General features: G+C 56.4%; 10 protein-coding genes. 7 read left to right on the top strand and 3 right to left on the bottom strand.

The window, feature by feature from the left end; all coding sequences use genetic code 11:
- Positions 1-312 precede the first annotated feature (312 nt).
- Positions 313-3,609 carry a sialate O-acetylesterase gene (locus tag RUDLU_RS28675; RefSeq protein WP_019987624.1) on the bottom strand — a complete coding sequence of 1,099 codons (3,297 nt, stop codon included), beginning with the start codon at positions 3,607-3,609 and terminating at the stop codon, positions 313-315.
- A 711-nt stretch (positions 3,610-4,320) separates the two neighbouring features.
- On the opposite strand from RUDLU_RS28675, the gene RUDLU_RS0106875 reads away from it, so the two are divergent.
- From RUDLU_RS0106875 to RUDLU_RS0106850, 5 genes are all read left to right on the top strand, one after another.
- On the top strand, positions 4,321-4,908 hold the full coding sequence (locus RUDLU_RS0106875; protein ID WP_157580559.1) for a fasciclin domain-containing protein: 588 nt from the start codon (positions 4,321-4,323) through the stop codon (positions 4,906-4,908).
- A 143-nt stretch (positions 4,909-5,051) separates the two neighbouring features.
- Positions 5,052-5,717 carry an ABC transporter ATP-binding protein gene (locus tag RUDLU_RS0106870; RefSeq protein ID WP_019987622.1) on the top strand — a complete coding sequence of 222 codons (666 nt, stop codon included), beginning with the start codon at positions 5,052-5,054 and terminating at the stop codon, positions 5,715-5,717.
- Between the two features lie 155 nt (positions 5,718-5,872).
- Complete coding sequence (locus RUDLU_RS0106865; RefSeq protein ID WP_245581637.1) at positions 5,873-7,411, top strand: TolC family protein; 1,539 nt, start codon at positions 5,873-5,875, stop codon at positions 7,409-7,411.
- A 126-nt stretch (positions 7,412-7,537) separates the two neighbouring features.
- Complete coding sequence (locus tag RUDLU_RS0106860) at positions 7,538-8,935, top strand: efflux RND transporter periplasmic adaptor subunit (protein ID WP_019987619.1); 1,398 nt, start codon at positions 7,538-7,540, stop codon at positions 8,933-8,935.
- Positions 8,936-9,308: 373 nt separating this feature from the next.
- Complete coding sequence (locus tag RUDLU_RS0106850) at positions 9,309-9,551, top strand: type II toxin-antitoxin system HicA family toxin (protein WP_019987617.1); 243 nt, start codon at positions 9,309-9,311, stop codon at positions 9,549-9,551.
- Between the two features lie 54 nt (positions 9,552-9,605).
- Here RUDLU_RS0106850 and RUDLU_RS0106845 read toward each other — a convergent pair whose 3' ends face one another.
- Positions 9,606-10,001, bottom strand: coding sequence for a hypothetical protein (locus RUDLU_RS0106845; protein ID WP_157580112.1), 396 nt, complete (start codon positions 9,999-10,001; stop codon positions 9,606-9,608).
- A 156-nt stretch (positions 10,002-10,157) separates the two neighbouring features.
- On the opposite strand from RUDLU_RS0106845, the gene RUDLU_RS0106840 reads away from it, so the two are divergent.
- Positions 10,158-11,162: an NAD(P)H-dependent glycerol-3-phosphate dehydrogenase gene (locus RUDLU_RS0106840; protein WP_019987615.1), complete on the top strand. Its 1,005-nt coding sequence runs from the start codon at positions 10,158-10,160 to the stop codon at positions 11,160-11,162.
- 30 nt (positions 11,163-11,192) lie between these two features.
- Here RUDLU_RS0106840 and RUDLU_RS0106835 read toward each other — a convergent pair whose 3' ends face one another.
- Entirely contained in the window at positions 11,193-14,888 is a 3,696-nt protein-coding gene (locus tag RUDLU_RS0106835; RefSeq protein WP_083940663.1) for a M12 family metallo-peptidase, read from the bottom strand.
- Positions 14,889-15,108: 220 nt separating this feature from the next.
- On the opposite strand from RUDLU_RS0106835, the gene RUDLU_RS0106830 reads away from it, so the two are divergent.
- Complete coding sequence (locus RUDLU_RS0106830) at positions 15,109-16,395, top strand: acetylxylan esterase (protein ID WP_019987613.1); 1,287 nt, start codon at positions 15,109-15,111, stop codon at positions 16,393-16,395.
- The last annotated feature ends 39 nt before the right edge of the window (positions 16,396-16,434 follow it).

Below are 16,434 nucleotides of genomic sequence, written 5' to 3'. Positions count from 1 at the left end.
GCTCATCGGGCGTAAGCATGTTAAACACCGAGTCGGCCCATTGCTTGGCGCGGGGCGTCGGAACCAGGAAAGAGGGTGGAGGGGCCGGGGTCTGGGCCCAGCTGGAAACCGAAAGAAAAACTAAAGACAGAGCGAGAACCGCCCGCCGAACCGTTGCGAAGGCAGATGGAAGTACCATAGATACGCAAAAGTACGGAAAAAGGGCAATAAGGAGGAAAGAGAAAAAGGTGATAGAAAGGGAAAAGGGAGGAAGGAAAACCGCAAGCAGTCTTCCTTCCTCCCTTCTCTTTTCCTCCTTTTTTCCTTCTCCTTTTATCGTTTTATCACCTTCAACGCCTGAACTGGCTGGTTACCGTCGAGAACGCGCAGAATGTACAGGCCTGCCGGGAGGTTACCCAGCGACACCCGGAGTTTGCCCGGTTGCGCCTGTTGAACCGGTACGTCGGTGCTGATGCCTGCCAGTGAAGTAAGTTGCGTACGTACGTTGGTCAGGGGCAGACTTGCCGGATAGGCAACCGTCACCTCGGCTTCGGCCGGGTTGGGATAGGCCTGCCAGATAATCTCCTCGGCCGAGGGGTTGGCTGCCACGCGAGCACTTGGGGCTGTTGGAATGCTGAAGATACCGTTTTGGAGCAAGACATCCATCGACTGCCCGTTGCCCGAGTCGCCAACCTGCCGAACCGACAACCGGTACCGGCCGGGCACAACTCCGCCTACTCCCGGTGCTACCGGCGAGTAATTACGGAAATTGTTGTAGCCGTTGTATTGACCGCTGCTGGTTGCATTGCCCCAGTTGCTGTCGGCAAACGAACCGTCGAGCCGTTCCAGCCGCATTTGTACCGCTACGGTAGCCAGAGACAACAGCTGGAAACCATGTGTCGGCATATCGTACTTATAGCCAATCGACTGAATAAGTCCGGTGGGAGCCGTCGGAGTCGGAGCGGTAGGTTGAGCCTCCGTGACGGGTTGGGTTGGTTGCGGAGCGGGCTGAGCAGGCGCTGGTGCGGGGCTTGTAACGCTACCGGCCCAGGCTTCAAACAGGCCATTGCCCAGCGTTATTTCGACCGATTGTCCATTGCCGGTATCTCCTGCCAACCGGGCCGACAGCCGGTAACGACCCGCTTCCACACCGCCCACACCCGGTGCTACCGGTGCGTAGTTACGGAAACCGTTGTAACTGCCAAACTCGCCACTCGCGGTAACAGCGCCCCAATTGGTCTGGGCAAATGGGCCGTCGAGCCGTTCGAGCCGTACTTCTACCGAACCCGTAGCATCGGTCAGGAGCTGGAACCCGTGCGAAGGCATATCGTATTTGTAGCCAATCCGTCGAATCTGGCCGCTCGTTGAGCCGCCTGTAACGGGAGCTGGCGTTGGTGCGGGCGGGGTTACGCTATTTTCGGTGGGTTGTTGCGGAATGGGCGTTGTGGTGGGCGTTGATGTACCAACTCCGGCCTGAAACTGCCCGTTTTGCAAGGTCACTTCTACCGAAACTTCGGTACCGGCGGTACCTGCCCGGCGCGCCCAAAGACGGTAGCGACCCGGCTCGACCCCACCCACGCCCGGTGCTGCGGGTGAGTAGTTGCGGAAGTAGTTGAACGCACCAAAGTTTGCTGTAATGGCACCACTTGCCCAGTTGGTTTCGCCAAACGGTCCGTCGAGTCGTTCGAGTTTGAGGTCTACGGGGCCCTGCGCCATCACCAGCAGCTGAAACCCATGCGAAGGTCTGTCGTATTTGTAGCCCAACTGGCTCACGTAATCAACCGAAGGAGTGGTTGTAACGGGGGGCGATGTCGGGGTGGTTGGTACCGATGGCGAAGTAGGCGTTGTGGGGCTTGGCTGGGTGCTGTCGGAGGTAGTGAACACCGTAGTACGGCCATTAAGCAGGTTGATTTCAACTTGCAGACCGTTGCCCGAGTCGCCGGCTTTCCGTACCGACAACCGGTAGCGGCCCGGCTCTACACCACCCACACCCCCGGCAATGGGGCTGTAATAACGCACCTTGTTGAAGCCCGGATGCTCGCCATTGTCGCCTGCCGGTGCCCAGTTGGTTTCGCCAAAGTAGCCACCGTCTACGCGTTCGAGCCGCACTTCAACCGGCCCCGATGAACTCACCAGCAAATGGAAACCGTGGCTGGGCATGTCGTAGCTGTAACCCAGACGGCTGATGCTGGCGTCGGCCGTGCCACTGATGGTAGCGGGCTGAATCGGTGTTTGTGTGCCGGTTTCGGCCGCACCGGGCACTACCCGGAACACCTCGCCGGTGGCACCCGGTACTGAATATTGCGCCGACACCACACGGGTGCGGTAATTGCCGCCGGGCAGGTTACCCGGCAGAGTGAGGGCAATGGGGTTTTGGTTACCCGCCGACGACTCGGTTACCACCCCGCCATCGCTGTTGAGGAGCTGGGCTTTAAACGAGTTGCCGGGGCTGTTGTTGAGGTACGGTACCCAAATCTGTCGACCGGGAGCCGTTGTGTTGGGCAGAACGTAACCGGCCGTTGTGGCGGGTGCGTCGGCCGAGGGGCTAACGGGCTGCGAACGGCTGAAGAAATCGTTGGACAGGCTCAGGTTCCACAGGGCAATGAGTTGAATCAGACCCGATCCGCCAAAGTGCACATCGTCGAACCGGTTTTCAGGGCCAACCAGCACGTCGGTATTAGGTCCGGCAAATACGTTCGGGACACTGTTGATGATTTGCTCCTGCGCCTGAATAATGCCGGGGTTGTTGCGGCCCTGCGTGTAGCTTACCCGCGAAACCACCCACGCCATAGATCCGGCGTTGGCCTGCTGACGGCTTTTGTCGATCACATAGCGCACATTGTCGATGTAGGCCTGACCACTGCGGTCAATATCGCCTTCGCCCTGATGCCAGAGCACCGCCCGAACACCCGTGCGGGCAATGTAGTGATACAGCACCGAACCTAACCGGCGGTACGGGAACAGCGAACCCGACAGGCTGGCGTCGCCCTCGGCCGACCGGCGCCATTCTTCGCTCGTGGTACCGGGCTGGGCAGCCCCCAGAAACAGTACGGGTACTTGTAACCGGCTCACAAGCTGATCGCCCAGTTTACCCCAGATATAAAGTGGATTGGACGGCCCTACGTTACCACCGCCATCGGCATGGCTAAATCGCATGGGCAACAGTTGTTCGTTCACATCATTATCGCGGAAATCGACAACCGAAACCCGGTCGTCGGAGGCTCCACCGGCCTCCTGAATGCCAAAGGCGTTGGACTGCCCGGCAATCACAAATACCTCGCCCACACCTACCCGGTCGATGCTCGTTTCGGCGGCCAGGTTACCGTCGGCCCAGGCCCGGACTTCGAGCCGGTACCAGCCGCCCGACCCCGTGATAGAGCCCCGGAAGGCTTTGTTGGCGTTGAGTAACCCAATTGGCGACCAGCCTGTGGTGGCGCCCCCGGTCAGAGCCACCAGCCGGGCTTCTACGCGGGTTGCATTTTGTGGGGCTGTGCCCATCACTACGATATTGGCCTGATTGGCCCCGTTGCGCTGATACACAATGCGCGATTGGGGGGCGGTAAGGTTCAACTGAGCCAATACCATCCCGGGCCACCACAACAGCAGCCACAGCAAGGAAAATTTATTCATGAACTAAAGGGGTACAATAAGGGGGTAGAAACGGATTGTCCGGGCGGTCGTGTCCGGCAATGACGTTCGGTTAGGTAGATGATCTTCGCATGCTGCCTGGCCAGATTGAGTACGCGGCCATTGACAGATCAGGCACAACCCAGAGGAGGGGTAAGGGCACTATTGATCACAGGAGGGCAAAAGACAGGGGGGCGTGTTACGCAGAAGCGAGAGGGGAGTAGGCCAGTGTAGGATCTGGCAACAAATAGGATTTTACCTCAAAGAGGTACTCCAAAAAGGCAATGTGAAGTTTAAAACGCATGATCAAACTGCTCAGAATCAAAATTGCATTACTTGGTTTCGTGATTCAAAAGTAACCAATAAGACTCTTGCGGAATTATATTTCGCCATTCAAATTGTTTAAAAAACTTTTTTAATGTCCTGTTTTATACACAGAAATTTCTTCTAAATAGGCCCCTACAATCGCCATTGGCCGTTTTTGGTCTTGAATTAAAATTTGATTTTAATTTTATATTCTCTATACCCTTAGTCGGATACGCACGAAAAGAAGAGTTAGCTCGTTTCGCGCCTGCACAAGCTTGACGTGGTCCATTCAATCATTTATTCCATTGGCTCTATGGGTATAAACAATTTTGGGCGACTATCTCAGTTGGTCATGTACCGGGGTTTATACCGACGGGTGTACTTTTTACTCAAAACATGATGAAACGTATGAAGAAGCAATGGATGTTCGTGCTTGGCTTAGCCGTAGTGACGGCGGGTGGTGTGCAGGCCCAAACTAGCCCCGCGGCTAATTCGGGTCGCGACCAAAGCGGTACCACGACCAATGCCCCAACCACAGGTGTATCGACCAATGCCGATCTGGCAGCCAGCGCAGCCCTGTCATCGGATCATTCGACTTTATTGCAGGCATTGCAGGCAGCCAGCCTGACCGACATGGCGCAGAAAGGCGGCCCTTACACAGTATTTGCGCCAACCAACGCGGCTTTTGCCAAAATTGATGCGGCTACGCTTGAGTCGCTCATGCAGCCCGCCAATCGACAGCAACTGTCGCAGTTACTGGCCTATCATGTGGTGCGGGGGCGCTACACCTCGGCTACGCTCAAAAACAATCAGACCCTCACCACGGTGCAGGGAGGCAAGCTGACCGTGAAGAAAGAAGGCAATACGCTCGCCATAACCGATGCGGCTGGTAACACTTCGACCGTCAACATGGGCGACATTACGGCCACCAACGGTATTGTGCATTCAGTCGATACGGTGCTCATGCCCGGTGCCCTGAGCACGGGTGCCAAGTAAAACGGCGGGCTTGTCCATTGCCGAACAACCGACGTCCGTAAACGGACAGGCAGCCTCTTAAAAAGCCGCTCTCTACACCGGGAGCGGCTTTTTTGTGTATCTGGCATACGCGTTGCGCATGGGTTATCATCTAGTTTTGTTGTATGATCCAGCTAACCAACGTCGCCAAATATTATCCGACCGGATTCGGAAAAACATACGTCCTGCGCCAGATCTCGCTTTCGATTGAAGAGGGCGAGTTTGTGTCTATTATGGGGCCGAGTGGGTCGGGAAAATCGACCCTATTGCATATTCTTGGGTTGCTCGAAGAACCCTCAGAGGGAGAGTATCGGTTGCTGAACGAGCCGGTGCAGAAACTGTCGGAGAAGAAACGGACCGAGCTGCACCGAACCCAGATCGGTTTCGTGTTTCAGGCCTACCACCTGATTGATGAGCTGACCGTGTACGAAAACATCGAGACACCGCTGCTGTACAAGGGCCTGTCGGGGTCGGAGCGGAAAAGCCGCGTTGCCGAACTGCTTGACCGCTTTAATATAGTGGCCAAAAAAGATCTGTTTCCGGCCCAACTATCGGGGGGGCAGCAGCAATTGGTTGGCATTGCCCGCGCTATTGCGGCCAGGCCGCGCGTCATTTTTGCCGATGAACCAACGGGCAACCTGCATTCCGATCAGGCACGCGAAATCATGGAGTTATTCCGAAAACTGAATCAGGAAGATGGCGTCACCATTGTGCAAGTGACCCATTCGGAGGGCAACGCAGCCTACGGCAACCGGGTGCTGAACCTGAAAGACGGCTGGATGGAACAGTGAACAGTAGGCAGTGGCAGTAGGCAGTAGGCAGTAGGCAGTAGGCTTACTGCCACTGCCCACTGCCACTGTCCACTGCCTACTTTGTTCCGTCCGTTTATCCCAAATCGGTAGGTACTGCCTGCTGCTTATCCTTAACATTGAACCGAAAATACGTCATGAATATGCGAGTGGAGTGGAGAAAGGCTGCCTTGATCGGGGCCCTGTGCTTACAGGCTGGAGTCGGGGCGACATGGGCGCAGAATACCCAGGCCCCCAACGCGGTTTCGCCGGGCGTCGCCACGCCGGGTGTCGCCACGCCGGGTGTCGCTACATCGAGTGCGGCCAACGGGGTGCCGGTACTGTCGTTACAACAATGTGTTGATTTGGCGTTGCAGAACAATATTCGGGTTCAGCAGGGGCAGATTCAGGTACGTGGTTCCGAATTGCAGCTTCGGCAGTCGAAGTTCAACCAGCTCCCCACGGTCAACGGGTTTGTGTCGCAGGGACTTAGCTCGGGTCGTAACATCAACCCCGGTACCAACACGTTTGTCGATCAGGCCGTTCGGTCCAACAACTTTCAGGTGGGTGCCAACGTCCCAATCTTTCAGGGCTTTCAGCTGAAAAACCAAATTCTTCAGAACCAGACCAACGTACAGGCCGCTTCGAAAGAACTATCGGCTACGCAAAACGACGCTGCTCTGCTGGTGGTGCAGCAATACCTGAATGTACTCACTGGCGCCGAGCAGCTCGAAATTGCCCGTCGACAACTGGAGGCTACGCAGGCGCAGCTCGATCGCACCCAGCGGCTGGTCAATGCAGGTTCATTGCCTGAAGCCAATTTGTTCGATTTGCGGGCCCAACTCGCCAACGATGAGCTGGCAATCGTAAACGCCCAAAACAACGTCGATCTCGCCAAACTGGCCCTGTTGCAGGCCATGAATTTGCCGGGTGGACAAAACTTTGAAATCGAGTACCTGAAGCTGCCCGATCCGCGTGTGGAAACCTACTCAGCTACGGCCCAGCAGATTTACGAAATAGCCGTAGCCTCGCAGCCGCAGGTGCTGGGTGCCGACTTGCGGACGCAGAGTGCCCGTCGGGCCATCGACATTGCCCGGGCGGGTTTGTACCCGCGCTTGTCGCTCAACGGCTCCCTGTCGTCGCTGTTTTCGAGCGTAGGACTTCAGCGCCGGATTCCCGACGGTACCGTGCAGATTCCGCAAACGGTTATTCTGCCCGATGGCTCGTCGCAGCAGATCTTTTTCTCGCAGAACAACTTCCGGTTTGAGGATTACAGTTTCTTCGATCAGCTGGGCAATAACCTGAACCGTTCGTTACAGATTTCGCTCAACGTGCCTATTTTTAATCAGCGACTGAGCCGGACTCAGATTATGAATGCCACGTTGCAGCAGCAAAATGCACAGCTCAACGCCGACAATATCCGGTTGCAGCTCCGGCAGCAGATCGAAACGGCCTACACCAACCTGACGGCTTCGCTCAACCGCTACCGGGCTACGCAGGTGCAGGTGACGGCTCTGGAGCAGGCGTTGCGGGTGGCCGAGAGCCGCTTCAACGCGGGTGCCCTCAATGGAACCGATTACAACATTGCCAAAACAAACCTTGACCGGGCTCGCGCCAGTTTGGTGCAGGCTAAGTACGACTACGTGTTCCGCACCAAGATTTTAGATTTTTATCAGAATAAACCAATTGCATTTTAATAAGCGAATGCGTGCTTGTGCGACCGTCTGACGTTTCGATGAGCGAATGCCCGCCTGGTCGGGTGCCCATCTGCTGATTCGTTTGTTCCGTATTCGCCCATTCACTCATTCACTCATTCGCTCATTATGAAGAAGAAGTCGAACCGTATCTGGTGGATTTTAGGAGGGCTGGTTGTCTTGCTGGCTGGTGGGCTGGTAGCGGCCAAACAGGCCGGGGTGATCGGCAAACCCAAAACAACCGACGTGGATTTTGCCGCCGTCAAAACAACGGACATCATCGAACGCGTCAGCGCTTCGGGACGTGTTCAGCCCGAGGTTGAGGTAAAAATCAGCCCCGACGTGTCTGGCGAAATTATCGGCCTGTACGTGAAAGAAGGCGACCCGGTCAAAGCCGGTCAGTTGCTGTGCCGGATTCGGCCCGACAACTACGAGTCGTTTCTGGCACGGGCTCGCGCTACGGTCGATCAGAGCCGCGCGCAGTTTGAACAGTCGAAAGCCAATGTGGCCCAGGCCGAAGCCCGACTGCTGCGTGCCAAAGCCGATTATGAGCGGAATCGGAAGCTGCTGGCCGACAAGGTGATCTCGTCGGCCGATTTTGAAACTTCGGAGGCTAACTACAGCGTAGCCCGGCAGGAGGTCGAAGCCGCGCGGGCCAACGTGCGGGCGGCTCAGTTCAGCATCAAAAGTGCCGAGGCCAGTCTGCGCGACGCGAGCGAGAACCTCCGCAAAACGACCATTTACTCCCCCGTCAATGGTACAGTATCCAAGCTGAACGTAGAAGCCGGTGAGCGCGTGGTAGGAACCTCGCAGATGGCCGGTACCGAAATCATGCGATTGGCCAACCTGAATAACATGGAGGTGCGGGTCAACGTCAACGAAAACGATATTGTGCGGGTAACTCTCGGCGACACAGCCGACATTGAGGTGGACTCGTACACGACTACCGGCCGCCGGTTCAAAGGGATTGTTACCGAAATTTCGAACACGGCCAACGGTATGGCAGGCAACACCAACTCGGCGGCCTCGGCCATGTCGAACGATGCCGTGACGGAGTTTGAAGTGAAAGTGAAAATCCTGAACTCGTCGTATTCCGACCTACTGGCCAGTCAGAGCAAAGGGTTTCCGTTTAAGCCCGGCATGACAGCATCGGTTGAGATCATTACCGACCGCAAGTCGAATGTACTGGCCGTGCCTATCGCGGCCGTGACAACCCGTATGCCTGAGAAAGAAGAGTCGGGCGACGAAGAAAATACCTCGGTGCAAACGCCCGAAGCCAAACCCGCCAAGAAAGAGGAGGTAAAAGAGATTGTATTTGTGAATCAGGGCGGAAAGGCCGTACAACGGGTAGTGAAGACCGGTATCAGCGACTTCGAAAATATTCAGGTTGTATCGGGCCTGAAAGCGGGTGAGCAGGTAGTAGCGGGGCCGTTCCTGGCCGTCTCGAAAACGCTCAAGGAGGGCGACCTGATTGTGAAGCGTGACCCGAACAAAGAGAAGGAGAAAAAAGAAAAGAATAAAGAATAACCCTAATTACACGAACGCCCGGCCGACATCGGCCGGGCGTTCGTGTAATTAGGGTTTAGCAAAGATTTTGACTTAGGGCTAACCAAACATGGCGGAGCTTTTGTAAATTGATAATCTTTTCTGAATGGGCCTTGTTTAGAAAGGGAAACAGGTACAACAGGAGTAGGATGAAAGAGCTCGTTTTTTTAGTTGAGGAAGACCCCGATGGCGGGTACACCGCGCAGGCCGTGGGTGAAACTATTTTCACGCAGGGAGAGACAGTAGCCGAGTTAAAAGCAATGATCAGAGATGCCATTGATTGTCACTTTGATGACCAATCGGCCTGGCCTCAGGTAATTCGACTCCATTTCGTGAGAGACGAGGTATTCAGTCTATGAAAATACCCCGTGATTTGACTGGTCTCCAGCTGATTAAATGTTTGAAACCGTTTGGCTACGAAGTGGTGCGGCAGACCGGAAGCCATATTCGTATCCAGACATGGCAAAATGGGCTGCATTTTGAGACCATTCCGGCTCACGATCCGATCAAAATTGGAACCCTCAATGCCATTTTGAAAAATATAGCCACTCATTTCGGACTCACTAAAGATGAGTTAGCCAATCAGCTGTTTGGATAAAGATATGGGTCTACACACGAACGCCCGGCCGACATCGGCCGGGCGTTCGTGTTATTAGGGTTTGGGTTTGGGATAGATCCCAAACTGGACGCGGGCTTCCAGTCGCATGGTTTTGACCATTTCCTGCACCGAGTCGATCAATTCATCCACAGCCAGGTCGGCAATCGTCGGATTCGTCTGGTACAGGTCTTTAATCCGTCGGAGGTCGCGGGTGGTTCGGTCTTTGAGCTGGTCGAGCTCGGCGGTGAACTGCCGGTAAAAGTCATGCTGGTAAGCTAATCGACGCAGTTTCTCGTCGTTTTCGCGGAGCTGGTTCAGGCTGTTTTCTGTGGCAATGAGCTGCTGCATGAGCCATCGGTTATGACGCCAGAGTATTTCATTTTGGGCACCTGGCGGCAGCGACCCAAACGGCTGGGCCGTATTGTCGGGTGGTTGAACAGAGGGAGACATGGTGAACAGAAGGTGAAGTAGGTGGGTGAGCCCGGTTCGTCAGAATCAGTTTCGTAGGGTAAGTATACAGCTCATTGGGCTACTTTCGAAACCGAAACCGTATATCTGGCGTGGTTAACCCATCATCACCAACCGAAAGTCTGTTAAGTTTGCCGTATGAAACACGACTCGCCGGTTCGTATTACTATGGTGGGCGGGGGAAGTTGGGCCACAGCGCTCATCAAAATCCTGTCCGAAAACAATGTTAGTATTAAGTGGTGGATGCGGAGCAAGACCGACGCCAACCACATTAAAACATTTCATCACAACAAGAGCTACCTCAGCGATGTACAGATTAACCCACGAAAAGTAAAAGTCTGCACCCGCGTGCGCGATGCTTTCCGGGAGAGCGAATACGTGATTCTGGCAGTGCCGGCCGCGTTTGTGAGCGACGCCCTCGCCGGGCTCGACACACGCGATTTTACCGGCAAATGCATTATTTCGGCCATCAAGGGGATGATTCCCGAGAAAAATCAGCTTGTAACCGATTGGGTCGCCGATCAGTTTGGGGTACCCAATAGTCGGATGGCCGTTATTGCCGGGCCTTGCCATGCCGAGGAGGTGGCCCTCGAAAAGCAATCGTACCTCACCATTGGCTCCACCGATCTGGCCTGTGCCGCCGAAGTAGCCCGGCTGTTGACCTGCCGGTTTGTACAGGCGTCGCCCTTAGCTGACATTTACGGCATTGAGTACAGTGCCGTTATGAAAAATATCATCGCGCTGGCCTCGGGTATCACGCGGGGCATTGGCTACGGCGATAATTTTCAGGCCGTGCTGGTCTCCAACGCCATGCAGGAAATCAAGCGGTTTGTGGATGCCGTGTACCCCCAACACCGCGACCTGAGCGGGTCGGCGTACCTCGGTGACCTGCTCGTAACGGCGTATTCGCCTTTCAGCCGTAACCGCACGTTTGGTACGCTCATCGGGCGGGGTTACACCATTCAGTCGGCGCAGGCCGAAATGAACATGATTGCCGAGGGGTATTATGCCGTGAAAAGTATTCATGCTATCAACCGGCAACACAACGTGGATATGCCTATTACCGACGCCGTTTACAATATTCTGTACGAACGGGCCTCACCGGTAGCTGAGATGAAAATCTTGCAGGGCAAACTTACCTGACAGCGAAGGGCAGCCACATGGCTGCCCTTTTTATTTGAGCACTCTCCAGGTTATCCGGCGGCCGTCGGTGGTTTCGATGGTGAGCAGGTACACCCCGGTGGGTAAATCGCTCATATCCCACTGTTCCCGGCGCGAGCGGCCTGTTAGTCCCTTTTGGCGCACGATGCGGCCCCCAACGTCGGTGAGTTGCAGGATGGAAAACGGAGCCACTGAGGGTTCGGCCTCAATCGTTAGCCACCCGACTACGGGGTTAGGAAACACCCGAATGCCCGTGTTGAGTAGGGGTTCGCTGGCCAGCGCCAGTGCACTCACGACCAAACTGTTGCGGATGGTGCCGTTAGGGCAGTTGGCGTCGATCAGGTTGCTCAGTCCAAGGGTATAATTGGTGGGTTGAGTCGCCGTGACGGTGGTCAGGTAAGGGCTCTGACTGGTCTGGACAACCTGACTGTCCCAGCGCGTGAAACGCCAGGGCGGGCTTCCCGTGAGTGCTACGCTCACGCGGGCGCTGTCGCCGAGCACAAACGCGAGTTTGTTACTACCCAGCTCGGCCGAAGGTCGGTCGGCTACGTCGATCAGCAGCGAGTCCGGCGAGCGAAGCTGCGGCTGGGTCATGGTGATGTACAGCACGTACCGGCCGGGTGTCACGGTGGGTGGCAGAAGACTTTTTGCGGTAGTCTGCCGACCCTGCGTACTCAATGCAGATGTCAGGGAGAGGGCAGGACTCGGCGCGCCCTCTCGTTTCAGCACCAGACTGAACTGGTTGCCGGCGTCTGCTTTTCCGGCCAGACTATAATCGAGTGCCAGCGTATCACCGTGGCAAAACACCTTTTGGTTTACGGTTCCCACAAGCAGTTTGGGCTGAACCGTAATGGTCAGGACTGCCTCGGATCCCGAACATCCGTTCTCTGCACACCGACTGCGGAAGGAAGTGGTGCTGGCAGGGCTTATTGGTAACTCGTTCGTTCCCCGAACAAGACGGTTTGTCACTGTATCCGACTCACTCACCCAGGACCATAGTACATCGGTGCAGCCTTTGGCTGTCAGGGTGGTACTCTCGCCAAACTGGATCGTTGTCCGGCGGGCCGTTAGCTCGGGCCGGGGTACATTAATGCAGGTAGCGTACCGCATAAGCCCAAACAGCCCACTGAACCACACATTGCCCTGCCCATCGATAGTCATGTTGTTCAGGTTGGTGTTGAAAGGCAACTCGTCGCCGAGCTTTTCCCAGCTAAGGCCGTTGGCCCGGTACAGCACATAGGGCGGGCTACCCGTAAACACATAGAGTCGGCCGGAGGGGTCGGTGGTGAGGAATTGAGCCGACGTGATAGGCCCGGTTGGGGGCACAGTCCAGGCTTGCCCATCAAACCGGACAAGGGGCGATTTGGCTGAGCGTGTAGCCTGAGCAACCCATACGTGTCCCTGTTCGTTGAGCGCAATCCGGTAGATAGAGGAACCGAGCTGTGGGGTGTTGAGCGAATTGTAGGTTTGTACGGCCCGGCTGACCGGGTCGAGCCGGAGCACTTCATTCTGCCCCAGGCTGGTGTTGTAAACGAGCATCCAGACGGCCCCGGCCCGCACCAGTAGCTGGTTGATGGTGACAGGAAACGGGGGCGTATATATCGAACCCAGTGAAAAATCGTTTATCTCACCAACGTGGTTAGACCCCGACAATACCAGCGGATTGGGGTTCAGGTATTGCGGGCTGTAGCTGTTGGTGGTGAACGTGTAGCGGTCGGTCAGGGAGCCAGTTTGCTCATCCAGCCGCCCCAACTGATTGTACAGTACTGGAAACCCATCCTTAAACGTGTTGATCGACACCCGGTTGGTCACCCAGAGGGTTCCGTTGGCATCGGCCCCGTGGGACAGCACACTGTTGCCCAGCCGGCCGTTGGTGGTGCTTTGGTTGTACACCCGTAGCCGTAAGCTGTCGAGGCCGATGCGGGTGAGCCCATTCGAAGTGCTGTACCAAAGGCTGTTGTTGCCCACCGACAGCGGGCCGTACGCGCCCCCCTGCGGCCAGTCGGGGTGGGTGGAGTTGTTGACAAACGACCACCGGTCTGATAAAGGAGCTGCCCCGGTCTGAAATGACCGCCTTACCCGCGTGAGCAACCCCAGAGGCAGGTGTGGGTTGGCTGTATTGTATTCTTCGGCACGAACGTAATACGTGGTATTAGGCAACAGATTTTTGAGCAATAAAGCGTATGTCTGTTCGTACTGAAACGCCTGACGATGTACCGGCCGGGCAAACGAGGTATCGGTAGCCACCGTGAGCACCACCTGACTCTCGCGCCCGGTCACGCTATAGTAAGCAATGGGGAGCGTCAGCGGGGCGGGCTGTGGGGGTTGAAAAGGCAGGCCTATGTAGTAATCGGGTGGGTTAATGCTGTACAGGCTTTCGGCCGACCAGGGGCCGGGTACGTTATTGACCACGGCCCGAATTCTGGCCCGCACCATACCGAATACCTGCGGACTGTACGCGTCAGTAAGGCGGCTGATGGTGAGGGTCGTAGCCGACCGGAAGAGCAGATCGGCGCTGCTTGTTACCTGAATCTGGTACATTGAGGCTCCGTCGACGGGCTGGATTGCCGCCTGAAACGCGGTCTGACCCGCATAAAAGCCGCTCGCGGGTGGTGGCAGCAGCAACGGTGCCTGCATACCCGGTGCCCGGTGCCGTTGAAGCTGCCCCGTGGCCGACCAGGCCGATGTGCCCAGGGCGTTGGTGGCTCGTACCCGCACAAAGTAGGTAGTACCAAACGGTAGCGATCCCAGCAGATACCCATTCAGACTACTGGTGTCGCTTCGGAATTTCTGGGTGAAAAGGGCATCGGTGGCTACGTCGATTTCGTAGCGGTCGGCGGAGGGTACGGGGGACCAGCTCAGAAAAGGCGTTTGGGTAAGCGTTGTGCTGGCCGGCAGGGTAGGGGCCGAGGGGAGCGTAATCCGGCCGAGCATCCGGTCGGTGGCGTTGGTCATCAGGGCCTGGCATAGCGGGTGAAACGTGAGCCGGGTGTCGGTGCAGTAGCTCATGAGCGTACCGGGGGCATTCTGAAGGGAACCACTGTAGCAGTCGCCATTGCTTGACTCAACGGTGGAGCAAAAGTCAATGGGGCCACCCGGCCACGCGCAGTTGTGCGTGTGGGGTGAGTCGAAGCAATGCCCCAGTTCGTGGGCGAGTGTAGCCACCGACGTTCGGTTGGCCGCAATAGCCTGGCTACCTCCGCCCAGCCCCCCGGCCCCCGAGGTGCTTTTGGTGGGCATGTACACCCGCTTATCGTACGGCACCGGCACAGACAATCGGGACCAAACCCCGTTCATGATCGAGTACAGCGTGTACAGATTTCCTTCGCCCCGGTACGGATCGGGTTCGGTATCTTTCCAAATGTGCACGTACACCACCACCAGCTGGGTGTTGATTTCACGCTCGAATATCCGGGATGCCTGCTCTACCCGGTTCAGGTAAAACTGCTTGATGCGGTTCGTATCCCGCTCAAATTCGACGTACGTATCCGAGTCGACTTCCAGCGCAATCCGGCAGATTTTGCGTTCGCTGGCGGCCATGCGGGCGCGTTGTTGCTGCATGAGACGGGGGAGCTGGCCCATCAGCCGAATGGTGCTGTCGGGCAAAACGCGATCATTGACTCCGCAGGGTAGCCCATCCTGGGCCGAAGTGGCCCCAATGAGTCCGAAAAGCAAAAGTGATTGGAGTAGCAGGTAACGGAATGTCATGAACAGAGGTGTTGGCCCGGACGCCGATTGTCCAACCAAGTTCCGAAGATAGCGGGCGTGCCACAAACCGATACCATTCATCGGTAGCAAGGCTTATTTTCCGGTAACAGTTTTAAGCCTTCTTGATGAGGGGGGGGCTGGCACATGGTTAAGACCCGGCCCGTATCGCCTTTTCCTCTTGTTGTTCAATGCTTCGTTTCAACCCCTTATTTCCTATTCATTGAAAAAGCTTCTGCTCTTATTTCTCTTGCCAGTGACCCTGCTGGCTCAACCCGCCGAACGGCTGGTAAAAGTGATTGTTGCCCCCGACCGCACCGACTGGACGTACAAAACCGGCGACCCGGTGCGCTTCACCATTCAGGTAATGCAACACGGCAACCCGGTGCCCAACGCCAGTGTGCGCTACGAAATCGGGCCGGAATTACAGCCCGCTACCAAAACCGAAACAGCCTCGATTGCGCAGGGACGGCTTACCGTCGACGGGGGCACGCTGCGTAATCCCGGCTTTTTACGCTGCGTGGCCAAAGTGCAGCTCGACGGCAAAGAGTACCGGGCCGTAGGAACGGCGGCATTTAGCCCTTCGGAGATTAAACCCACCGTAGAGAACCCGGCCGACTTTGATACCTTCTGGAGCAACGCCAAGGCTGACCTGGCCAAAATTCCGCTCGATGCCCGCCTGACGCTCCTGCCCGAACGATGCACTGAAAAAGTAAACGTTTACCATGTGAACCTGCAAAACTGGGGAATCGGTGCCCCTTCGCGCTGGTACGGTATTCTGTGTGTGCCCAAAGGGGAGGGTAAGTTTCCGGCCTTGTTGCAGGTGCCGGGTGCGGGTATCCGGCCTTACGCGGGTGATGTGGCCAATGCCGAACAGGGCGTTGTGACGTTTCAGGTTGGTATTCACGGGGTGCCGGTCAACCTTGACCCATCGGTGTACACGAGCCTGGCCGCCGGGCCTTTAGCCGGGTATCAGAATTTCAACCTCGACGACCGCGACCGGTACTACTACAAGCGGGTGTATCTGGGCTGTGTGCGATCCCTCGATTTTCTGGCCAGTTTGCCGCAGGTGGATGCGAGCCGGATGGCCGTAACGGGCGGCTCGCAGGGGGGCGCGCTGAGTTTGGTGACCGCCGGGCTCGACGAGCGGGTGAAATACCTGGGGGCTTATTACCCGGCCCTGTCCGACGTGACGGGCTATCTCAACGGCCGGGCGGGTGGTTGGCCGCATATGTTTGCCGGTCAGGCCACTAACTGGATGAATAAGCCTGAAAAAGTGAAAGCCGTTGCGTATTACGACGTGGTCAATTTCGCCCGCCGGGTGAAGGTGCCGGGCCGCTATTCGTGGGGTTTCAACGACGAAGTGTGCCCACCTACCTCGATGTATGCCGCTTACAACCTGATTTCGGCACCTAAAACGCTCGCCCTGTATCAGGATACCGGGCATTGGACCTATCCCGAACAAACCGAACGCATGACCGCCTGGCTCATGGAGCAGTTGAAGAAATAAAACGGCATGGCCCCGTAACGATGCGTTACGGGGCCATGC

Origin of the sequence: Rudanella lutea DSM 19387 (genome assembly GCF_000383955.1) — a bacterium.
In the GTDB taxonomy this organism is placed as follows: Bacteria; Bacteroidota; Bacteroidia; order Cytophagales; family Spirosomataceae; genus Rudanella; species Rudanella lutea.
Note: the sequence above shows the minus strand (reverse complement) of the source record. Positions and strands in the feature narration are given on the sequence as shown.

Bases quoted from the DNA above. Each gene is read 5' to 3' on its own strand.
- RUDLU_RS0106850 (WP_019987617.1), top strand. From the start codon at position 9,309: ATGAAAATACCCCGTGATTTGACTGGTCTCCAGCTGATTAAATGTTTG.
- RUDLU_RS28675 (WP_019987624.1), bottom strand. From the start codon at position 3,609: ATGAATAAATTTTCCTTGCTGTGGCTGCTGTTGTGGTGGCCCGGGATG.
- RUDLU_RS0106840 (WP_019987615.1), top strand. From the start codon at position 10,158: ATGAAACACGACTCGCCGGTTCGTATTACTATGGTGGGCGGGGGAAGT.
- RUDLU_RS0106865 (WP_245581637.1), top strand. From the start codon at position 5,873: ATGAATATGCGAGTGGAGTGGAGAAAGGCTGCCTTGATCGGGGCCCTG.
- RUDLU_RS0106835 (WP_083940663.1), bottom strand. From the start codon at position 14,888: ATGACATTCCGTTACCTGCTACTCCAATCACTTTTGCTTTTCGGACTC.
- RUDLU_RS0106875 (WP_157580559.1), top strand. From the start codon at position 4,321: ATGAAGAAGCAATGGATGTTCGTGCTTGGCTTAGCCGTAGTGACGGCG.
- RUDLU_RS0106860 (WP_019987619.1), top strand. From the start codon at position 7,538: ATGAAGAAGAAGTCGAACCGTATCTGGTGGATTTTAGGAGGGCTGGTT.
- RUDLU_RS0106845 (WP_157580112.1), bottom strand. From the start codon at position 10,001: ATGTCTCCCTCTGTTCAACCACCCGACAATACGGCCCAGCCGTTTGGG.
- RUDLU_RS0106870 (WP_019987622.1), top strand. From the start codon at position 5,052: ATGATCCAGCTAACCAACGTCGCCAAATATTATCCGACCGGATTCGGA.